Origin of the sequence: Vibrio sp. 99-70-13A1 (assembly GCF_013114625.1) — a bacterium.
GTDB lineage: Bacteria > Pseudomonadota > Gammaproteobacteria > Enterobacterales > Vibrionaceae > Vibrio.
Map to the genome: position 1 here is coordinate 311912 of NZ_VTXD01000002.1, position 17792 is coordinate 329703.

Below are 17792 nucleotides of genomic sequence, written 5' to 3' on the forward strand. Positions count from 1 at the left end.
GCATTGTGAGTGATAATCTTGGCTGATTTCAGTTAAGGTTTTAAGGGTTCAGTGTGAATATACCTAGGTATGTCATTGCAGGTAGTGCTTCATTAGCTATCCATGTAGCCATTTTATTTGTTGCTCAAGAAAGCAAATTATTTGCGATGCCAGCTGGTACCAATTCGACGACCGTGTCTATTAACTTTGTGCCATCTGCTGCTGCGAAGCCTTCCTCTAAAGCAGATCCAATCTCCGAGCCTGTGACAGAAACAGCAGAAGTCTACCCAGACCCTATTCCTGAAGTTGCTGAGCCAATCACAGAAGTTGCAGAGCTAGAACCAGTAGTTAAACCAGAACCGATAACAAAAAAGAAAATAGATAAGGCATCACCACGTAAAGAAGTAGTGAAGAAAAAGCCTGTATCACAGTCTAAACCTAAGCAGCCTAAGAAAACTCAACCTGTGGCTAAAAAGACAACCAAGAAACCGGTTGCTGAAAAGAAAGTAACTCAGACAAAAGATGTTGAGAAAAAGGTTGCGAAACAAAAAACTGAAAAAGCAGTCAATGACACTCCTCAGCAAGAAGCTAGCGAAGTTATTGCCAATAGAGGCGTCTCAACCCAAGAGCCGACTTTAATACAAAAACCAGCATTTTCCTCTCGACCAACGCCTCCGAAATACCCACGAAAAGCCAGAAGACGTGGTGTTCAAGGTGTCGCAACTTACGAGATATGGATAGATGAAGACGGCAAACAAATTAAGCAGGCATTAGTCAGCTCTTCTGGAGCACTTATGCTCGACAAGGCAGCATTAGACGCTGTTAAACAATGGAAATTTTCACCTCATACAGTAAACGGAAGGGCCATTGCTCACCGTGTACAAATACCTGTTCGTTTTAGATTGGATTAATCATGCAACAAATTAATTATTTACAAGATCAGCTCGGCTTGATGACATGGCCACTTCTTATCTGCTCTGCATTAACGGCAATGATCATCGCCGAACGCATCTTTCAGGTTGTGCTCAGCATTGGAGTTGGTAGAAGCGCTATACGTAAAGAATTAAACAATATTTCGCCAACAAATAGTAAAGATCTTGAACAATTAGCTCTAGCACTTTCCCCAAAGCGCCCTCTGCTCTACAAAGGCGTGGCAATGTTACTAGCCCACCATTCATTTTCTAAAAGCCTGCGTGAAGATGCTGCTGGTATTTGGTTACAAGAAAAGCGCCATCAACTGCACGCGGGCTTAAGGTTACTTGGTTTAATTGGTGTGTTAAGCCCACTGATCGGCTTATTAGGTACAGTGCTTGGGCTCATTGAGATGTTTAAAGGCGTTGCAGCTTCAACGGGTAGCATTACCCCAAATGATCTTGCAGATGGTTTAGGGCTGGCAATGAGAACAACAGCAGCAGGCTTAATGATTGCACTCCCTGCAATTGCTGGAGCGCAATTACTTGGTCTTTGGGCTGATAGGGTCGTCGCAAAGCTGGAGCACACTCTGAACTACGTGAACGTTTGGCTTGAAGGCATGACAATTCAACAACCACAAACTCTAGAAATTAACTCATACAAGGGCTCTAACGATAACTCAAGTCATCGCCAAAACTCATCAGATACGACTAAACCTAACGCTTCCTCCGATATAGACAATGCATCAAGTGCGAGCTACTCATGATCAAGGTATCTCAAACACAATCCCCTTCAAGCTTGATGCCCGATTTAACACCATTGCTAGACATTATTTTTATCGTAATGGTGTTTCTGCTGCTAACAGCATCTGTGAAATTAGAGTCGCTTGAAGTCGATTTACCAAGCACAGATACCGCAAGCGTGTCAGAAGTCGATAATAAATCTCTGACTATCAATATCTTAGATCAAGAACCTTATTGGGCAATTGATGGAAAAGAATACATTGATTGGGAAAACTTCAAACTTGCGCTTATTGAAATCACGACATCAAACAGTAAACAACCTGTTGTCATTGCCGCAGATAAAACAGCTGATGTACAAAACCTTGTGAAGTTGCTGTCTTTCCTCCAAGAGAATGGTATCGCAGCCACTCAACTATTAACTGAAAATAACTAAAGCCTCACACAAATGTGTGACTCAATTTGATGATATTAACTATGAAAAAAGTAACGCTATTCAAGTCTACCTTTCAAACTTTGGCTATTACTGCCAGCCTTTTGGGAGCTGTTAACACAGTATCTGCAAATGATTTAACGGATCAAAGAATCATAAGCGCGGGTAGCGCGGTAACAGAGCTAGTGATTGCACTGGATGCAACAGACAAATTAGTGGCAGTCGATGTGACCAGCCGCTTTCCTGAATCCAATGCACTCCCAAAGATTGGTTATCACCGCCAACTGTCTGCTGAAGGCTTAATTGCATTACAGCCAACCGTTATCATTGGTTCTGATGAAATGGGACCCGATTCAGCGGTATCTCAATTAAAGTCAGCAAATGTTGACGTACAAATTGTCAATACAGAAGCAAGCGTCGACGGTTTACTTGATCGAATTGATCAAATTGCCAACTTAACAGGCAGCCGTGATAAAGCCGAAGCCGTGAAGAATAATGTTGCAGAACAAATTAACGCATTAGAAAGCAACCAAGTTGCACAAAAAGATGCAAAAACGGTTCTATTTTTACTATTGCATGAAGGTCGCCCGGCAAACGTAGCAGGTAAAGAAACAACCCCTAATGCAATTATTGAACTTGCTGGCGGTATCAATCCAGCTTCAACATTAACGTCTTTCAAACCCTTATCGATGGAATCTATGGTTGAGATGCAACCCGATGTGATTCTAGTTAGTGGACGCAGCTACAAGAAAATGGGTGGAGCAGACGCCATTCTTAAATCTTTACCTATGCTAGCTGCCACACCCGCTGGTATGAACAAACAGATTATTACAGTGGATGGCAGTGCCTTAGTTGGAGGCCTAGGATTGCGCAGCCTTTCTGAAGCTAAACGCCTTAACGCTCTGATTTATCCTTAAGGTTAAAACATGTTACTGAGAAAGATCCCCCTTAAAACATCAATGCTAATTTTAATCTCAGCACTTTGTTTTATTGCATTATCTTCGATTACTGTCGGCCCAATGAATATCACCATTACTGATAGTGCATTAAGCTTGTTTAATCCAAGTAATGATTTAGCACCACACATCAACTTAGTCATTCAAGAGATTCGTCTCCCGAGGACCATTCTTTGTATGCTGATTGGCGCAATTCTGGCTTTATGTGGTGCGGTCATGCAGGGGTTATTTAGAAACCCCCTCGCAGAACCAGGGATCATTGGCGTTTCAGCCGGAGCGGCTTTAGGTGCCGCTTTAGCTATCGTTCTATTTTCGCAAATCTCAATGCAGTACCCAAGCTTTATGAATTTTGCAGCCGTTCCAGTTTTTGCTTTTCTTGGCGGAGCCCTTACCACTATGCTTGTCTATAAATTGGGCACCAGCAAATTTGGAACGTCGGTCACCATCATGTTACTTGCTGGTGTCGCAATCAGTGCTTTATCGGGTGCAGGAATAGGCTTTCTGAATTTCATTGCTGATGACCAAATGCTACGTGACCTATCATTATGGTCAATGGGATCACTCGCTGGAGCTAAGTGGTCAGGCATTGCTTTAGCTGCAATAACATTGCTTGGATTGTTTATCTTATTTTATCGACATGCTATGTCTTTAAATGCCCTTCTTCTTGGTGAATCTGAAGCTCAACATTTGGGTATTCCGGTTCAAAGATTGAAACGTCAGCTTATTCTACTCACCGCAGCTGGCGTAGGCATCACTGTAAGCCTTTCTGGCATGATAGGTTTTATTGGGTTAGTTATTCCACATTTGAGCCGTATGCTTGCAGGACCCGACCACCGAACTCTTCTTCCCTTATCCGCTATATTAGGCGCTTTGCTGCTCACGATTGCTGATATGTTTTCCCGTGTTGTACTTGCCCCTGCGGAACTTCCGGTTGGCATTGTTACCGCAATCATTGGTGCACCTTTCTTCCTTTATCTTCTATTCCAACAAAAAGGGAGAATCCTATGATGTCGGCACCCGCTCTAAGCGCAAAAAAACTGAGTATTAAGTTTGGCAGTAAAACGATTCTCGACAATATCTCTATTGATATTCATGCAGGTCAAGTCACGACATTATTAGGCCCTAATGGAGCCGGTAAAAGCACGCTTCTAAAAGCATTATGTCGAGAATTATCAAGTAACGCAGATATTGATTATTTTGGTCACAATATGACGAAATGGTCTCCACAGCGTTTAGCCAAGCACCTCGCTATGCTTCCTCAAAATAGTACGCTGACTTTCCCTTTTCTTGTTCATGAGGTCGTTGAACTTGGAGGTATTCCTTTAGGCACTTCAAACAAAGAGCTCAACGAAATTTCAAAGCAAAAGATGGGAACAGCAGACGTATCTCACTTAAGCAGTCGGCTTTACCCTTCTCTTTCTGGAGGAGAGAAACAGAGAGTTCATTTAGCAAGGGTGCTCACTCAACTTCATCATGCTGATGATCAATGTATATTGATGTTAGATGAGCCAACCTCTGCACTCGATCTTGCCCATCAACATAACACGTTGAAAATTGCGAGAGACTTGGCTGATACTAAAGGCGCAGCAGTAATTGTGGTACTGCATGACCTCAATTTAGCGGCACAGTATTCAGATAGGCTCGTCGTGCTTAAGGATGGAGAGTTAGTGTGTGATGGGAGCCCCTGGGAAGCGCTTAAACCGAAGATGATTGAAGAAGTATATGGTTATTCGAGCTTAGTTGAAAAACACCCGACAATGGATTTTCCTCAAGTTCACCCCGCCCATTAAATTTTGAGCTTTAAGTTTGAGGTTGAGCTTGTGATTTGAGGTTTGAGCTTTGAGCTTTGAGGAAAATATTCAATTTACGATTATCGAGTTTAAAAACACCAAGCCAAATGACAGTGACTTTGGTCAAGCGGATTGTAACTTGAACAGAAACCTTACAATGCGATACTTATACAAAAACAAGACTTACAAAAAAAGCTCCTAAATAGGAGCTTTTTTGTTTGAGCAACTAGTTTACTTGCTCATACGAATAATTGATTTACCAATCAACCACTCTAATTCTTTTCCGCTTGTATCACCAAACTGGCTTTCAGTAAGTTTGTATAAACGATCAATACCGTTTGCTGCAAACTCATGAGCGCTCTCTGCCGTTACAATGTGGTGGAATAGCAGACGTAAAATTGCAAGGAATTCTGCATCTTCTAGTGCTTTAACCCAACTTGCTGAAAACTCTTCAAGACCATTTTCAAAATCAATATGTTCCATGAACATTTTGAAAATACGACCATCTAGGGCTGCCGTAAAATCCGTTTTCTTTGGGAAGTGGTGGCTGATACCTGTACGAGAAACGCCCGTTTGTTGACTTAATGTCGTGTATGACATTTTGTCGTAACCCAGTCTTAGCAATTGGTCTACAACGGCATCCATGATCTTCTGAATAGTGATCTCAGTATCTTCTTTACTACGCTTTGGCATATTTCAGGCTCTTCTCTCTGTAAATCCATCTAACTTATCAAATGAAGTCAGAATGAAAATCGTTATCAGTATTATGTAAGTCAGGGGCTTTTTCGCAAGTATTCGATGCTAAAAACCTAATAAACATCATGTACTGCCAAATTTACAGCAGTGCATCTTTGTGCACTTTGCCCAGCTGGCATTAATGCTTACCATAACTCTCTCAGTGGTTAATTTTAAATAACCTCTTAGAATATGAAATACTGATCAATAGATTCATTGTATAAATAACTATTAAGCAATAGATACTCTTATAAAATCATTCGTAACGCAACTAACTGAATGACATCCTGACACACATATGACATTGATTCTCAACGAAACATGACATAGATCACACTAAATTTCGTCATTTCAAACGTGCATATTCATTCGATCTCTTAACAAACAACATAGCATACCAATGCGGTTTGGTTCAAAGAAATTTAATTTTTGTAGATACAGCTCAAATAGCTAGATAGAATAACCGTAACTTTTGTAAGAGGATTATTTATGAGTCACGATGCTGAAAACAACAACGATGTATGTGAAGCATGCGGTTGTGCTGGTGAAATCGGCTTTATGATTAAAGAAGGTGATGACGTAGCAACAGTTACTATCTTTGGCGAGTCTAAAGCGCTAATTGAAAGCGAATTTGCTAAGTATCTCGATCTAGCAAAACAAGTATCAAATAAAGTTGAATACACGCTTTCTGAACTAACAGAAGAAACCAAAGAACTAACGGCTCAATTTCAATTTGAAGTGAGCGCTGAGAAATTAATTTTTGAATTAAAAACACGTTCTCTTGCACGATAATTGAACCTGTTTACATTCTAATAAACATAAAGACAAGTACTGGCTACTTGTCTTTTTTCTTTAACTGAACCCACTGTAATGTTCCATTCAACTCAAATTCTTTTTCAGCTTTACACTCAATAAGCACGCCAGACACTTCTAGAACAGCGCCAAGGCTATAAGACTTATCATCGTAGTAACACAAACGCTGATTCGTATTAGGCTGCGATACAACAACAGCTGCTTTACCTGGCGTTGCTATTACTCGATTAGCGAATGCCTCTTCGGAAGCAAAGCCATTGAATATGACTAAAGTAGCGAAAGCGATGGTCACTCTGCGTACTTGATGAAAATTAAACCTCATAGACTTCCTTAAATTTATACTTAACTGATTCGTGTTTTTATCGTTATAGTGTAATTGTCACCCAACAAAATAAACATGCTATGCGCCCACTTTTAACAATCCTATTGAGCTACTGCTTCATCACATTTTCTGCTCAAGCTGAGCCTTTGGATAATTATCAGATACTGAATCACCTAGATAATTACGGGAATTTGCACCTACGCAATAAACCCTATACCGAGCTCCCAGCAGACTTAGTGGTGAAAGGTAACCTTAATATAGAGAAAACTTCGATTAAGCGGTTACCAAAAGGTTTAGAAGTTAAGGGGAGTTTGGATGCATCTAACAGCCTGTTAAATAAGGTTTACGCAGGGACATCAATTAAAGGCTATGCCAATTTACTCGGAACTCAAATTCAAAGTTGGCCAAAAGGTGTAAAAGTCGGTGGTTACTTAAACCTTACTGATACTCCTCTTCAAAAATTACCAAATCGATTAAGAGTGAAAGGCGATTTAAGTGTTATTCGCACGCCGTTAACCAATTTGCCTGAAGGCATTATCATTGATGGTGACCTTTATCTTGGTGGCTCTGCGATTAAAGAATTTCCTGACACAATGACAGTAAAAGGAAACATCTATTTAGGTGGGAATATTATCTCCAAATGGCCGACGAATTTAGACTTAGGTGGAGCGGTTGCCCGATAAGTAATGGTCGCACCTTTTCACATGTTTATTCGCATTAAAAAAAGAGCTCAATGAGCTCCTTTTTAGATATGTTTTAACCAATTAACCAATATTTTTAACTGGGTTCGCGTAACTGTCGATTAAGTATTGATGAGCACCAAGCGGAATCGCTGATAACTTAGCTTCGAAATCACTTTGCACTTTCTCGGTGATTGAGTCATCACCCTTTTTCGCCGCTAACAAGTTTATCGGGAACAACTTATAGTTATTATGTATCTGACGATCGATTTCTTCAGCTAAAGCATCTGGCGTTTCAAAGTCTTGAGAAACCACATCACCAAAGCTAACGTGTACACGCCCTTTCTTGCCAATAATGCCCTGAATGATACTTTCAATATCTTCAAATTCACCTTTTTCATAAGTGCCATGGATATCTTTTTCATATAGCTCTAACGCCTTAGCTGTATCACAAGGGTCGTTCTCGTATGAGATAGAAACAGGCACTATATTTAAAGATTTCGCATATTCTGAAAATGGGATTTTTTGTTTACGGCCTTCTACATGGAACATCTTTAGGATAGCTGGTTCAGTAAAGTCATTGCCGTCCTTAGCTCGCCCTTCTTTTTGTGCAATCCAAATCGAATTGCCCGTTTCAAGGGAATATTTGATGTATGACGACAGCTGACCCAAAGCTTTCATCATTTCTCTTGGACCTTTCAATGAACGCTTAACAATGAAGCTTTTATTCAGCCTCATTAATTCTGTCGCACAAGGCTTTTTAAGCAGGTTGTCACCAATAGCGATGCGACATGTGTCATGGCCTTGCTGATGCAATGCATAGTTAACCAAGGCAGGATCCATCGCGATATCACGGTGGTTAGACACAAATAAGTACGCTTGGCTTGAATCCAAAGACTCTAGACCAGAATAAGATACGCCATCAGTGGTATTTGCCAATGTATCACGTAGGTACTTCTTTACTTCAACTTGAATAGCTTCAACACTTTTGAACTTGCTCCATTTCATTTTCAAGTACACACGCAGCATTGGACTCATTAAAGCCTTAAACCAATTTGCGTGATTTGAAAAACGATAGTGCAGAATTGCGTTGATAAATTCTTCGTCATTAATTAAACGGTCAATTGCCGCTGGGATCTCGTCATCATTGTAAGGACGAATATCGAAATATGGATCAGTTGTGTTGGTCATTTTTCACTACATATAATAAAAAGCTGGCTCATTCTACGCATTGTTGGCACTTCTCGCAGCTACATAAGCCATACTTTGAACAAGGTCAGACCAGAAATAAAGAAAATAATCGGTCAGTGTTGGCATTTTTGATGAATAACGGTAATCTTAGCGCCCAAAAACTAAGGTAATATCTATGAACTTCGCTATCGAGCATATCTCGGCTCACTTTTCTCACTTGGTCATTACACCTAGAAAAAAAGTACTTAAACACAGCCTAGTATCTGTTCATAGTGGATTGGTTTTAGTGAAATTGGGTAAGCAAGAATACGCCGTCGAAAAAAACCAAAGTATCTGGATTCCTTTTGATTGTTTAACTTCTTTAACGTATTTCCCAAATACTAAAATTGAGCAAGTCGATTTCTCTGTTCGTTTGAGTGATGCTTTCCCACAACAAGCAGGTTATGTTGAACATTCAGCATTGTCTAAGGCTGTACTTAATAAGCTATCGGCTAGCAAGATCACTGAAGAATACCAAAAAGACCTTTTGTCAGTATTTAAGCAAGAAGTGATTGATTTTAAACCGAAGCTAGCATCAAGTTCACTGACTGAACAAGTGAATATGTGGAGCACAGAAGAGCCGACATTAAATCAAGAACAAACTTTAGTAATGATGATGCGTGAAGCTAAAAAACGCATGCAATCCGGTCAGAAAAAACCAAAGGTGATCGATGATCTTTTTGCTGGTAAATCTGAAGAATTCGAATTGCTTTCAGCATTAGTCTTCGGACACGAGCTATAAGCTTACTTAGAGATGATTTAAGTAAACGAAAATCATTAAAAAAGCCGTTTGAAATCAATTCAAACGGCTTTTTAGTATTCGTATTTGATGGGCAGTTCTTTAGAACGGCAATTCAACTTGCATCATCATGTTAGCATCACGTTCATCATGCCAGCGATAGTCAAAACGTAACCTAGGTTGACCATTAACCTTGTCTCCAAAACCTACACTTAATTGTAAGCCATGGTTTAATAGCCACTCTTGAGTGGTCATATCATTTTTGGTTTCTTCAAGATCTTCAGGTAACCACATCCCCAAACCAAAATAGTTTGTTGAGATGTTTTGCGTAAGGATTGGAGCATCTTTTGTTTTAAGAGCCCAGTCACTCCAGTAGTCTTCAGTCGGCTCAGAATCTTCATCCAACAAGCCACCTAAGCTTGTGACTTGCTGTTCAATGTAATCCCAACTGTCTGAGAATTCTTGACAACCTAGCCCCTCGTCTTGAGCAAGCATCACAGACTGATCACTAAAAAGCATACAGCTTGCATTCGCGTGCATACAGCTCGCGATTAAAAGCAACGCTGAGGTTGTTCTTTTTAGCATAGTCATCAGACCTCTAGGTTATTGGGATTGCATTATCTTATACAGCTTACCGTCTTGCAACATCTTTGTAACTGATGAAGTAGTCAGATCTTTGATATCTGTCCCATTAGAAATAGCATTTCGGATATCTGTACTTCGAATATTCACTTTCTCAGGGCAAGCCATCACAGCCCAAGTCTTTGTTATTTCTTCAGCTTTATAAAAAGACGAAAATTTAAAAAAGTTATCCGGGCCAATTACAAATGTTATATCGGCATTTGAATATTTTTCTTTAATTTTGTTAAGTACCGCATAAGTCGTGACACTTTCACCGGGTGTATGCAGGCTTTTTTCGAGATCCGATAATTCGACATTACTTAACTCTATGTCTTGAATGAAAGCTTCGACTAATTGACACCGAGTATCAAAGTCCAACATTTCCTTACCCCAAGCATGGGCAATACTTGGCACAAGTAGAATTTTGTCAAAATGGGCAAGTGATTCAATAACACTTTTATGCCCTAAACTTGGCGGATTAAATGCACTTCCGAATACCGCGATTTTCAGCATGTTGATCCTATTCCTCTCTATAAATGCCTTAGCAAATAGGTTTTTTAATCGAGTGATTTAGGTATGATAACACTAGAATTTTAAATTGCTTGCAGGAAAGGAAAACGAATGGAACAGTTGATCCGTGATGAAATGCGTGTGCTTCCGTCTATCGACCCACACTTCGAAATCAACCGCCGAGTTGAATTCATCAAAACGAAATTACAGCAGTCAGGTTGTAAGTCTTTAATCCTTGGTATCAGTGGTGGCGTCGATTCCACAACATGTGGTCGACTTGCTCAATTGGCGGTTGATAGCTTAAATGAAACCTCTTCAACAAGTGACTATCAGTTCATTGCCGTTCGCTTGCCTTACGGTGAGCAGAAAGATGAAGATGAAGCGCAATTGGCCCTATCTTTTATCCAGCCATCTCATTCTGTATCAGTCAATATTAAAGCAGGTGTAGATGGTTTACATGCTGCTTCTCATGTTGCCCTTGAAGGTACTGGCTTACTACCAACCGATACAGCAAAGCTTGATTTTGTTAAAGGCAATGTGAAAGCTCGTGCGCGTATGATTGCTCAGTATGAAATTGCTGGCTACGTAGGTGGCTTAGTTATCGGTACTGACCACTCAGCAGAAAACATCACTGGCTTTTATACAAAACATGGTGACGGTGCCTGTGATTTAGCGCCTTTGTTTGGTTTGAATAAACGCCAAGTTCGTGAGCTATCCGCAACTCTAGGTGCCCCTGAACTACTCGTTCATAAAGTACCAACGGCTGATTTAGAAGAACTTGACCCGCAAAAAGCGGACGAAGACGCATTAGATCTTACTTACGACCAAATTGATGACTTCTTGGAAGGCAAAGAAGTGCCTGAATACGTGACTGAGCGACTTGTTGCTATTTACAAAGCGACTCAGCACAAGCGCCAGCCTATTCCGACGATTTACGATTAATTCATTCTGACACTTTTCTAAGTGAATAGAGTCAAAAAGGGCAGGTATCCCAAAGATACCTGCCCTTTTTTGACGATACATTTTATCGATGACTGACTAGAGCAATCATCGGCTCATCATTCGCTTTAATCGACAACTTCAATATCGGTTTGTGGAATGCAGCAGCATGCCAATACTTGCCCCATATTACGTTCATGCTCTTGAAGTGCTGGCACATCTGGTTGATGCACCTGTCCTGACTCTAAAGTCACTTTGCATGCTCCACAAAAGCCCGCACGACAACTTGAAGCAATGGCAACACCAGCCGCTTCAGCTTGTTCTAGTAGTGTCGATTGATTATCACCATCAAACAAATAGCCATTCACGCTTAATTGCAGCTGTTTCACTTGCTCTTCTGAAACTTGATTTACCCCAAACGCTTCTTGATGATAGTGCTGCGGGTTTAATCCAAATTGAATCAGTAATTTTTTAGCATCCTTCATGAACCCTTCAGGCCCACATACAAATGCTTGTCTAGTATGTAAAGCCTCTATCTTCGCCACATGCGACACGCTTAGGCGCCCTGATAAACCAGACCACTGACGAGAAGGCTGACTTAATGAGAACATTACTTTTAAGCCGCTATGTTTTGCGGAAAGTTGGTCTAACTCTTCCTTATAGGGAATATCTTGTTCTTCAGTACACTGATGGTAGAAGACCACATCATTCACCTGGTTATGATCAGATAAGTAACGCAGCATTGATAACATAGGTGTAATACCACTGCCTGCAGACAGTAGTAATAAGGGTCTTGTTGGGTTGTCTTCTAGAAAGAATGCACCATCAGGATTCTGGGCAACCAATGAGTCACCCACTTGAAAATGATCATTTAACCAATTGGATACCTGACCATCATCAACACGCTTAACTGAAATAGCCAGTCTACCAGCACGAGAAGGGCTAGAAGATAAAGTATAGCGACGCGAAACAACGCTACCATTTACATTCATTTCAATTGGTAGGTGCTGGCCAGGTTGATAATTTGGTACTTCACCCTTTACCGGTTCAAGCCAAAAAGTTGTAAAATCTCTCGCCACTTCTTCACGCTCAACACAAGTAAGAGTCAAAGAGGCTTTCCATGTATCTTCGTAGAACTCTTTCTCTTTAGTTTCAATTACTTCTATTTGATCACCAACACGGATCATACCCTCATTTTTAGCCACTAAGTTCTGCCCAAAAAATACGCCACCACGCTCGTTCGCTCTAAAGCTCGACATGGTATTCAAAGGCTCTTTACTTGGTCTAAACTCTGCCGTTTCAACATCAACAGTGGTCAAAATACAGCGTTCACATGCCTTCACAGCTTCAAACTCAACATCACCAATACGAATCCGCTTCCAGCTGTCTTCAATAAATGGCTCATCACCAGATACAACTAAATTAGTACGAAACTGATCCATTGAGTGCTCTTCAGGGCTACGACGATTAAGCTCATCCAAAGAAGCTTGGCTAATCACCAATAATGGGTAACCGTCTGCAAAACTGACATTATGACCAATTTTTTCGCGCACTCGATTAGATTGCTCACCAGAGAAAAGTAACTCAACCCTTTGCCCTAACACTTGGCTGAACCAATCATCAGCATCGTCAGTTGTGGTGTAGGCCGTAAAGTTATCTTTCCAAACAGTTGCCGGTGTTTCTTGCATTTTGAATTCTTGATATTTCACTCTTAATGGCTCTAAGCCAGGAAAAGTGAAAATGATGCCATCAGGCAATAAGCTCGACTGCACTTTAACCATCACTGGATATTTTCTTGCCGTTACCATCGCCCCATCAGCCAAAGCCAACATAAAACGACGGTCAAAGCTCAAACCTTGCTTTTCTACCCACGATGTTGAAAGAGAGATTCCACCGACAGATTTAACCGGGAAAATGTTAATTTGAGAAAGTGATGACTGCGACATAACGAATCCAATGTTTATTATTTATATGTATGCTAACAAAAGGTTACTAATAGTTAAACTCGGCGATATTTTGATGCGGAAAATGTGAGAACTTTGTGAATCTGTCTATTGAGAATATTCACAAATCACTTTACATCAAGTCAGTTGACTGCAATCTTGTAGATACGACTTCGGCTGTTTATGCTCACGATGAGCAATCATGAAAAAGGAATTATTATGAATAAACTTGTACTTATCATTCTCTGCGTCATTCTTCCGCCACTAGGTGTATTCTTCGCCAAAGGCGTAGGTAAAGATTTATTGATCAATATTGTACTGACGCTGTTTTTCTGGGTTCCAGGTATGATCCATGCGTTATGGGTTGCAACACGATAACCTGGCTAGCCGAAACAACAAGAATAATGGAAATCGGTAAGGGGATTGTATCAATCTCACTCCTTTAATCTTGTGAAGCCCTCATTGAATAAAGTCTCAAACCACATTGAAATAAAAATAGGGTGAAATGAAACCTCTTTTCCTCTATCATCCTGTCGCCTAAACGGAAGCGATTGCTTTCACAATTTTCGCTTCGTTTAGGCTCCAACTACATAACACTTCAATTGGTGGGAGCATTTCAATGACACAAATTACGATTACTCGTCCTGACGACTGGCACGTTCATCTACGCGATGGCGATGTACTGAAAGATACCGTTCGCGATATCAGCCGTTATAATGGTCGAGCGTTAATCATGCCAAACACTATCCCACCGGTAACCGATACCGAAATGGCTTTAGCTTACCGTGAACGCATCATGGCAGAGAAGCCAAGTGAGCAGTTTGAGCCTTTAATGGCACTTTATCTAACTGACAACACAACCTCTGATGAAATCCGTAAAGCAAAAGAATCTGGTGCTGTTGTAGCCGCTAAGCTTTACCCAGCAGGTGCTACGACGAATTCTGATTCTGGCGTTACGTCGGCTAAGAACATCTACCACGTTCTAGAAACCATGCAAGAAGTTGGTATGTTGCTGCTTGTGCACGGTGAAGTAACATCACATGAAGTCGACATCTTTGACCGTGAGAAAGAGTTTCTAGACACAGTGTTAGCGCCTATTGTTAACGACTTCCCTAACCTGAAGATTGTTCTAGAACACATCACAACAGCAGACGCTGCTTTCTTCGTTCAAAAAGCAAATGAAAACGTTGCAGCAACGATTACGGCGCACCACTTACTGTATAACCGTAACCACATGCTAGTAGGCGGCATTAAGCCTCACTTTTACTGCTTGCCTATTCTGAAGCGTAATACCCACCAGCAAGCACTAATCGCAGTAGCAACAAGTGGTAGTAAGAAATTCTTCCTTGGTACAGATTCTGCGCCTCACGCGAAAGGCATGAAAGAAGCGGCTTGTGGTTGTGCTGGATCTTATACTGCACATGCGGCAGTTGAGCTTTATGCAGAAGTGTTTGAGCAGGAAGGAAAACTAGAAAACCTAGAAGCATTTGCTAGCCATAACGGACCAGATTTCTACGGAATCCCTCGCAACACGGATACCGTGACATTAGCAAAAGAGGAATGGAAAGTAGCGGAAACAATGCCTTTTGGTTCTGACATTGTTGTGCCAATTCGTTCTGGTGAATCTATCACTTGGACCGTGAAATAGTCATTTTGATTATTCACAACATCGGCTTAGTTTAAGCACTTACAGCCTGCAATATAGAAAGCTCTCCATCTTAATATGGGGAGCTTTTTTATTATCCGCACCTATATTTTTATCGATATCAATCATTAATTTAAATATGAAATTCACTTAGTATTTCAATCAATAATATGAAACTAAAAAGATTACGGTCGCCATTCGATTTGTTGCATGTTGTGGTCTAAGCTTGAATTATAAAGAGCTGAGCGCTCATTCGATGTAATCGAGAGGGTGTACATGGAACTAAATTTAGACATTCGGACGTTATGCGTTATCACCGCAATGTTATCTATCGTTTACTTTATCGGGCTAAGCCTTCTACAAAAAAACCAAGCCCCCATATCAGGCTTATTCACACTAGCGATGGCAATTTTGATGCTCGCTATTGGGTTTTCTTTACTGAGTTTTGGTAGCACTACATCTATTTGGCTGTCAAAAATTGCGGCCAATACCCTTATCGCTTTCGGTTTTACTTTGATCGTCCATAGTTTATGTCAGTTCAGGATCACATCTTTTATATACTCGAAAATCGCTTTTATTCTTCTGCCTTTGGTTGCTCTTTCCTTCATCTATTATTCATTATTTGAAATATCCACGACTACCCGAATTATCATCATCAGCCTTCATGTTGCCATTTGTACGAGTATGAGTGCTTACATTACTCTTAAAGGAAAAGCTGAAGATCTATCATTAGCGATATGGCTTCTTGCTGGCATTTTCTTCTTCAATGCTTTTTTTATGGCTTTAAGAATTGCTATTACCGTCTCAGGGGCAGACATCAACAATTTCCTTCATGCAGGAAACATTCACCAACTGGCCTTTTTCATGATGGTTGTGTTGATCATAGTGGTTGGCTTTACATTCACGTGGCTCATCAACGCTAGGTTAGTTTCTGCGGTGTATACCTCTTCCATTAAAGATAGTCTAACTCAACTTTATAACCGCAGGGCGTTGGAAGACATTATCCCAAGAGAATTTTCCAGAGCGCAGCGAAATCAATCTGAGCTTTCCATTATCATTGTAGACATTGACCACTTTAAAGATATTAACGACTCTTTAGGTCATCAAGTCGGTGATATCGTATTAACAAAAATTGGTGAAATACTAAGAACCAAACTACGAAAACAAGATCTTGGGTTTCGTTATGGTGGCGATGAATTTTTGATCATATTGCCTGATACCAATACAGAAAACGCGATGATTGTGGCGAATAAAATACGAAAATCCATAGCCAACTGCACATTTACACCCAATCAAACTGAACCATGGACAGCCAGCTTTGGGATTTCACAATTAAACAAAAATGAACAATGGGCAACGTTAATACAAAGAGCTGATGAAGCTTTGTACTCGGCGAAAAGTAACGGTCGAAATGCTGTTCATACTGCTGAAACGCCTTCTGAATTGAGCCCTAACTTAAAAGTAATGCAATAAATCTCAGTAAGTTCAGCGACAAATCGATACGTTGAACGGCTGTTTTATTCACTCATAAATCGACGACATCAATAACAGTTGCTTAACAATCAACAGCTGATTATGCTCTTGCCTACGAACGTGATCCTACAGAGGCAAGGCAATGCAAAATTCCTACACCTACCCAATCGGTAAGCCTGGTGAAAAATGGCAAGAACGAGAACGTAAAGAGTGGTACGAACAAACCACCATTAAACGTGAATATCAAAAAGAAGTAGTGCCAAAAATCTCAGCACTCTCCGATCAATTTGATATCGAACAGTATGGCGCCCTGAGCTATGACACCGAGCGTTTTCCGCTATTCTCCATTAAAAGTAAAAACTGGGACAACACCAAACCAACCGTTCTGGTAACGGGTGGCGTTCATGGTTATGAAACCAGTGGTGTTCACGGTGCAATTAAGTTTGCTGAAACTCAAGCGAACAAATACACGCCGTATTTCAATATTGTCATCGCACCTTGTGTGAGCCCATGGGGTTACGAAGTGATTAACCGCTGGAACCCAAATGCGGTAGATCCAAACCGTTCTTTCTATGAAGGAACACCCGCAGAGGAATCTGCTAACCTACGCGCTCTAGTTGCTTCATTACCACAAGAAGTTTTAGTGCACATCGATCTTCACGAAACAACGGATTCTGATGAAACCGAGTTTAGACCAGCTCTCGCGGCACGTGATGGTATTGAATATATTGAAGGTATGATTCCAGATGGTTTCTACACTGTAGGCGATACTGAGAACCCGCAACCGGAATTCCAAGCCGCTATCATTGAGTCAGTAGCAAAGGTAACGCACATTGCTCCTGCGGATGAAGAAGGCAAGATCATCGGATCGGACGTAACACAGCATGGCGTAATCAACTACCCAATGAAAAAGCTCGGGCTATGTGGTGGTGTGACAAACTGTAAATATGGAACCACCACTGAAGTTTACCCTGACAGCGAAAAAGTCACAGACGAAGAATGTAACGACGCTCAAGTGGCGGCTATTCTAGGCGCGCTTGACTATGTGCTAACTAAGACCGTTTAACTGCATCTATTCAGTCGCAAGAACATTGGTGGTACACCGGCTTAATTGGTCTAATTGGTTAATTGGTTAATTGGTTAATTGGTAAGTGTGCCACTCTTCCTGAGTTTGTTTCATTTCAAACGAATCATATCCCCACATTGCTCACTTATGCTTACTTTTTGCAAGTGCAAACTTAGGTATCTGAAAACTTGCGCAACGGTAAGAAGTTGCCAGTGGTTGCACAATTTCACTTCAAACAAGCCAGCTTTACGATTCGACATTTAAAC

At 40.8% G+C, this 17792-nt stretch carries 20 protein-coding genes; 14 read left to right on the top strand and 6 right to left on the bottom strand.

Going from position 1 to position 17792, the window contains the following annotated elements; translation table 11 throughout:
- The first annotated feature begins 53 nt into the window (after positions 1-53).
- Genes F0226_RS03095 through F0226_RS03120 form a run of 6 tightly spaced genes read left to right on the top strand, consistent with a single transcriptional unit; the run spans position 54 to position 4810 of the window.
- The gene (locus F0226_RS03095; RefSeq protein ID WP_171734241.1) at positions 54-890 is read left to right on the top strand and encodes a TonB family protein; all 837 of its coding nucleotides are present in this window, start codon (positions 54-56) and stop codon (positions 888-890) included.
- A 2-nt stretch (positions 891-892) separates the two neighbouring features.
- Positions 893-1657 carry a MotA/TolQ/ExbB proton channel family protein gene (locus F0226_RS03100; protein ID WP_171734242.1) on the top strand — a complete coding sequence of 255 codons (765 nt, stop codon included), beginning with the start codon at positions 893-895 and terminating at the stop codon, positions 1655-1657.
- Positions 1654-2067, top strand: coding sequence for a biopolymer transporter ExbD (locus tag F0226_RS03105; RefSeq protein ID WP_171734243.1), 414 nt, complete (start codon positions 1654-1656; stop codon positions 2065-2067). The genes F0226_RS03100 and F0226_RS03105 overlap by 4 nt, the downstream gene beginning before the upstream one ends.
- Positions 2068-2108: 41 nt before the next feature.
- On the top strand, positions 2109-2981 hold the full coding sequence (locus F0226_RS03110; protein ID WP_171734244.1) for an ABC transporter substrate-binding protein: 873 nt from the start codon (positions 2109-2111) through the stop codon (positions 2979-2981).
- Positions 2982-2990: 9 nt separating this feature from the next.
- Entirely contained in the window at positions 2991-4028 is a 1038-nt protein-coding gene (locus F0226_RS03115; RefSeq protein WP_171734245.1) for an iron ABC transporter permease, read from the top strand.
- Positions 4028-4810, top strand: a complete 783-nt coding sequence (locus F0226_RS03120) for a heme ABC transporter ATP-binding protein (RefSeq protein WP_171734323.1) — start codon at positions 4028-4030, stop codon at positions 4808-4810. Before F0226_RS03115 ends, F0226_RS03120 begins: the two co-directional genes overlap by 1 nt.
- A 231-nt stretch (positions 4811-5041) precedes the next feature.
- On the opposite strand, the gene F0226_RS03125 is transcribed toward F0226_RS03120, so the two are convergent.
- Positions 5042-5503, bottom strand: a complete 462-nt coding sequence (locus F0226_RS03125) for a TetR/AcrR family transcriptional regulator (protein ID WP_171734246.1) — start codon at positions 5501-5503, stop codon at positions 5042-5044.
- Between the two features lie 531 nt (positions 5504-6034).
- On the opposite strand from F0226_RS03125, the gene F0226_RS03130 reads away from it, so the two are divergent.
- Positions 6035-6337 carry a YfcZ/YiiS family protein gene (locus tag F0226_RS03130; protein WP_171734247.1) on the top strand — a complete coding sequence of 101 codons (303 nt, stop codon included), beginning with the start codon at positions 6035-6037 and terminating at the stop codon, positions 6335-6337.
- Between the two features lie 43 nt (positions 6338-6380).
- On the opposite strand, the gene F0226_RS03135 is transcribed toward F0226_RS03130, so the two are convergent.
- Entirely contained in the window at positions 6381-6680 is a 300-nt protein-coding gene (locus tag F0226_RS03135) for a DUF1496 domain-containing protein (RefSeq protein WP_171734248.1), read from the bottom strand.
- Positions 6681-6760: 80 nt separating this feature from the next.
- On the opposite strand from F0226_RS03135, the gene F0226_RS03140 reads away from it, so the two are divergent.
- A complete protein-coding gene (locus tag F0226_RS03140; RefSeq protein WP_171734249.1) occupies positions 6761-7363 on the top strand; it encodes a hypothetical protein in 603 nt (200 codons plus the stop codon).
- An 81-nt stretch (positions 7364-7444) separates the two neighbouring features.
- Here the strand turns inward: F0226_RS03140 and F0226_RS03145 are convergent, their stop codons facing one another.
- Positions 7445-8551 (bottom strand): 1-acyl-sn-glycerol-3-phosphate acyltransferase, encoded by a 1107-nt coding sequence (locus F0226_RS03145; RefSeq protein ID WP_171734250.1) that lies wholly within the window; start codon positions 8549-8551, stop codon positions 7445-7447.
- Positions 8552-8726: 175 nt separating this feature from the next.
- On the opposite strand from F0226_RS03145, the gene F0226_RS03150 reads away from it, so the two are divergent.
- On the top strand, positions 8727-9332 hold the full coding sequence (locus tag F0226_RS03150; protein WP_171734251.1) for an AraC family transcriptional regulator: 606 nt from the start codon (positions 8727-8729) through the stop codon (positions 9330-9332).
- A 99-nt stretch (positions 9333-9431) separates the two neighbouring features.
- Here the strand turns inward: F0226_RS03150 and F0226_RS03155 are convergent, their stop codons facing one another.
- Complete coding sequence (locus F0226_RS03155) at positions 9432-9920, bottom strand: hypothetical protein (protein ID WP_171734252.1); 489 nt, start codon at positions 9918-9920, stop codon at positions 9432-9434.
- A 12-nt stretch (positions 9921-9932) separates the two neighbouring features.
- A complete protein-coding gene (locus F0226_RS03160; protein ID WP_171734253.1) occupies positions 9933-10463 on the bottom strand; it encodes a nicotinate-nicotinamide nucleotide adenylyltransferase in 531 nt (176 codons plus the stop codon).
- A 108-nt stretch (positions 10464-10571) separates the two neighbouring features.
- On the opposite strand from F0226_RS03160, the gene nadE reads away from it, so the two are divergent.
- Positions 10572-11402 (top strand): ammonia-dependent NAD(+) synthetase, encoded by an 831-nt coding sequence (nadE, locus tag F0226_RS03165; protein ID WP_171734254.1) that lies wholly within the window; start codon positions 10572-10574, stop codon positions 11400-11402.
- A gap of 125 nt (positions 11403-11527) precedes the next feature.
- Here nadE and F0226_RS03170 read toward each other — a convergent pair whose 3' ends face one another.
- Positions 11528-13345, bottom strand: a complete 1818-nt coding sequence (locus F0226_RS03170) for a hybrid-cluster NAD(P)-dependent oxidoreductase (RefSeq protein WP_171734255.1) — start codon at positions 13343-13345, stop codon at positions 11528-11530.
- A 216-nt stretch (positions 13346-13561) separates the two neighbouring features.
- Here F0226_RS03170 and F0226_RS03175 point away from each other — a divergent pair, with 216 nt between their 5' ends.
- The 4 genes from F0226_RS03175 (at position 13562) to F0226_RS03190 (ending at position 17526) form a co-directional block, all read left to right on the top strand.
- Positions 13562-13720 (top strand): YqaE/Pmp3 family membrane protein, encoded by a 159-nt coding sequence (locus F0226_RS03175; RefSeq protein WP_137372038.1) that lies wholly within the window; start codon positions 13562-13564, stop codon positions 13718-13720.
- 241 nt (positions 13721-13961) lie between these two features.
- Positions 13962-14990 carry a dihydroorotase gene (pyrC, locus tag F0226_RS03180; RefSeq protein WP_171734256.1) on the top strand — a complete coding sequence of 343 codons (1029 nt, stop codon included), beginning with the start codon at positions 13962-13964 and terminating at the stop codon, positions 14988-14990.
- Between the two features lie 273 nt (positions 14991-15263).
- Positions 15264-16460: a GGDEF domain-containing protein gene (locus F0226_RS03185; RefSeq protein WP_171734257.1), complete on the top strand. Its 1197-nt coding sequence runs from the start codon at positions 15264-15266 to the stop codon at positions 16458-16460.
- 142 nt (positions 16461-16602) lie between these two features.
- Positions 16603-17526 (top strand): M14 family metallocarboxypeptidase, encoded by a 924-nt coding sequence (locus F0226_RS03190; protein ID WP_171734258.1) that lies wholly within the window; start codon positions 16603-16605, stop codon positions 17524-17526.
- The last annotated feature ends 266 nt before the right edge of the window (positions 17527-17792 follow it).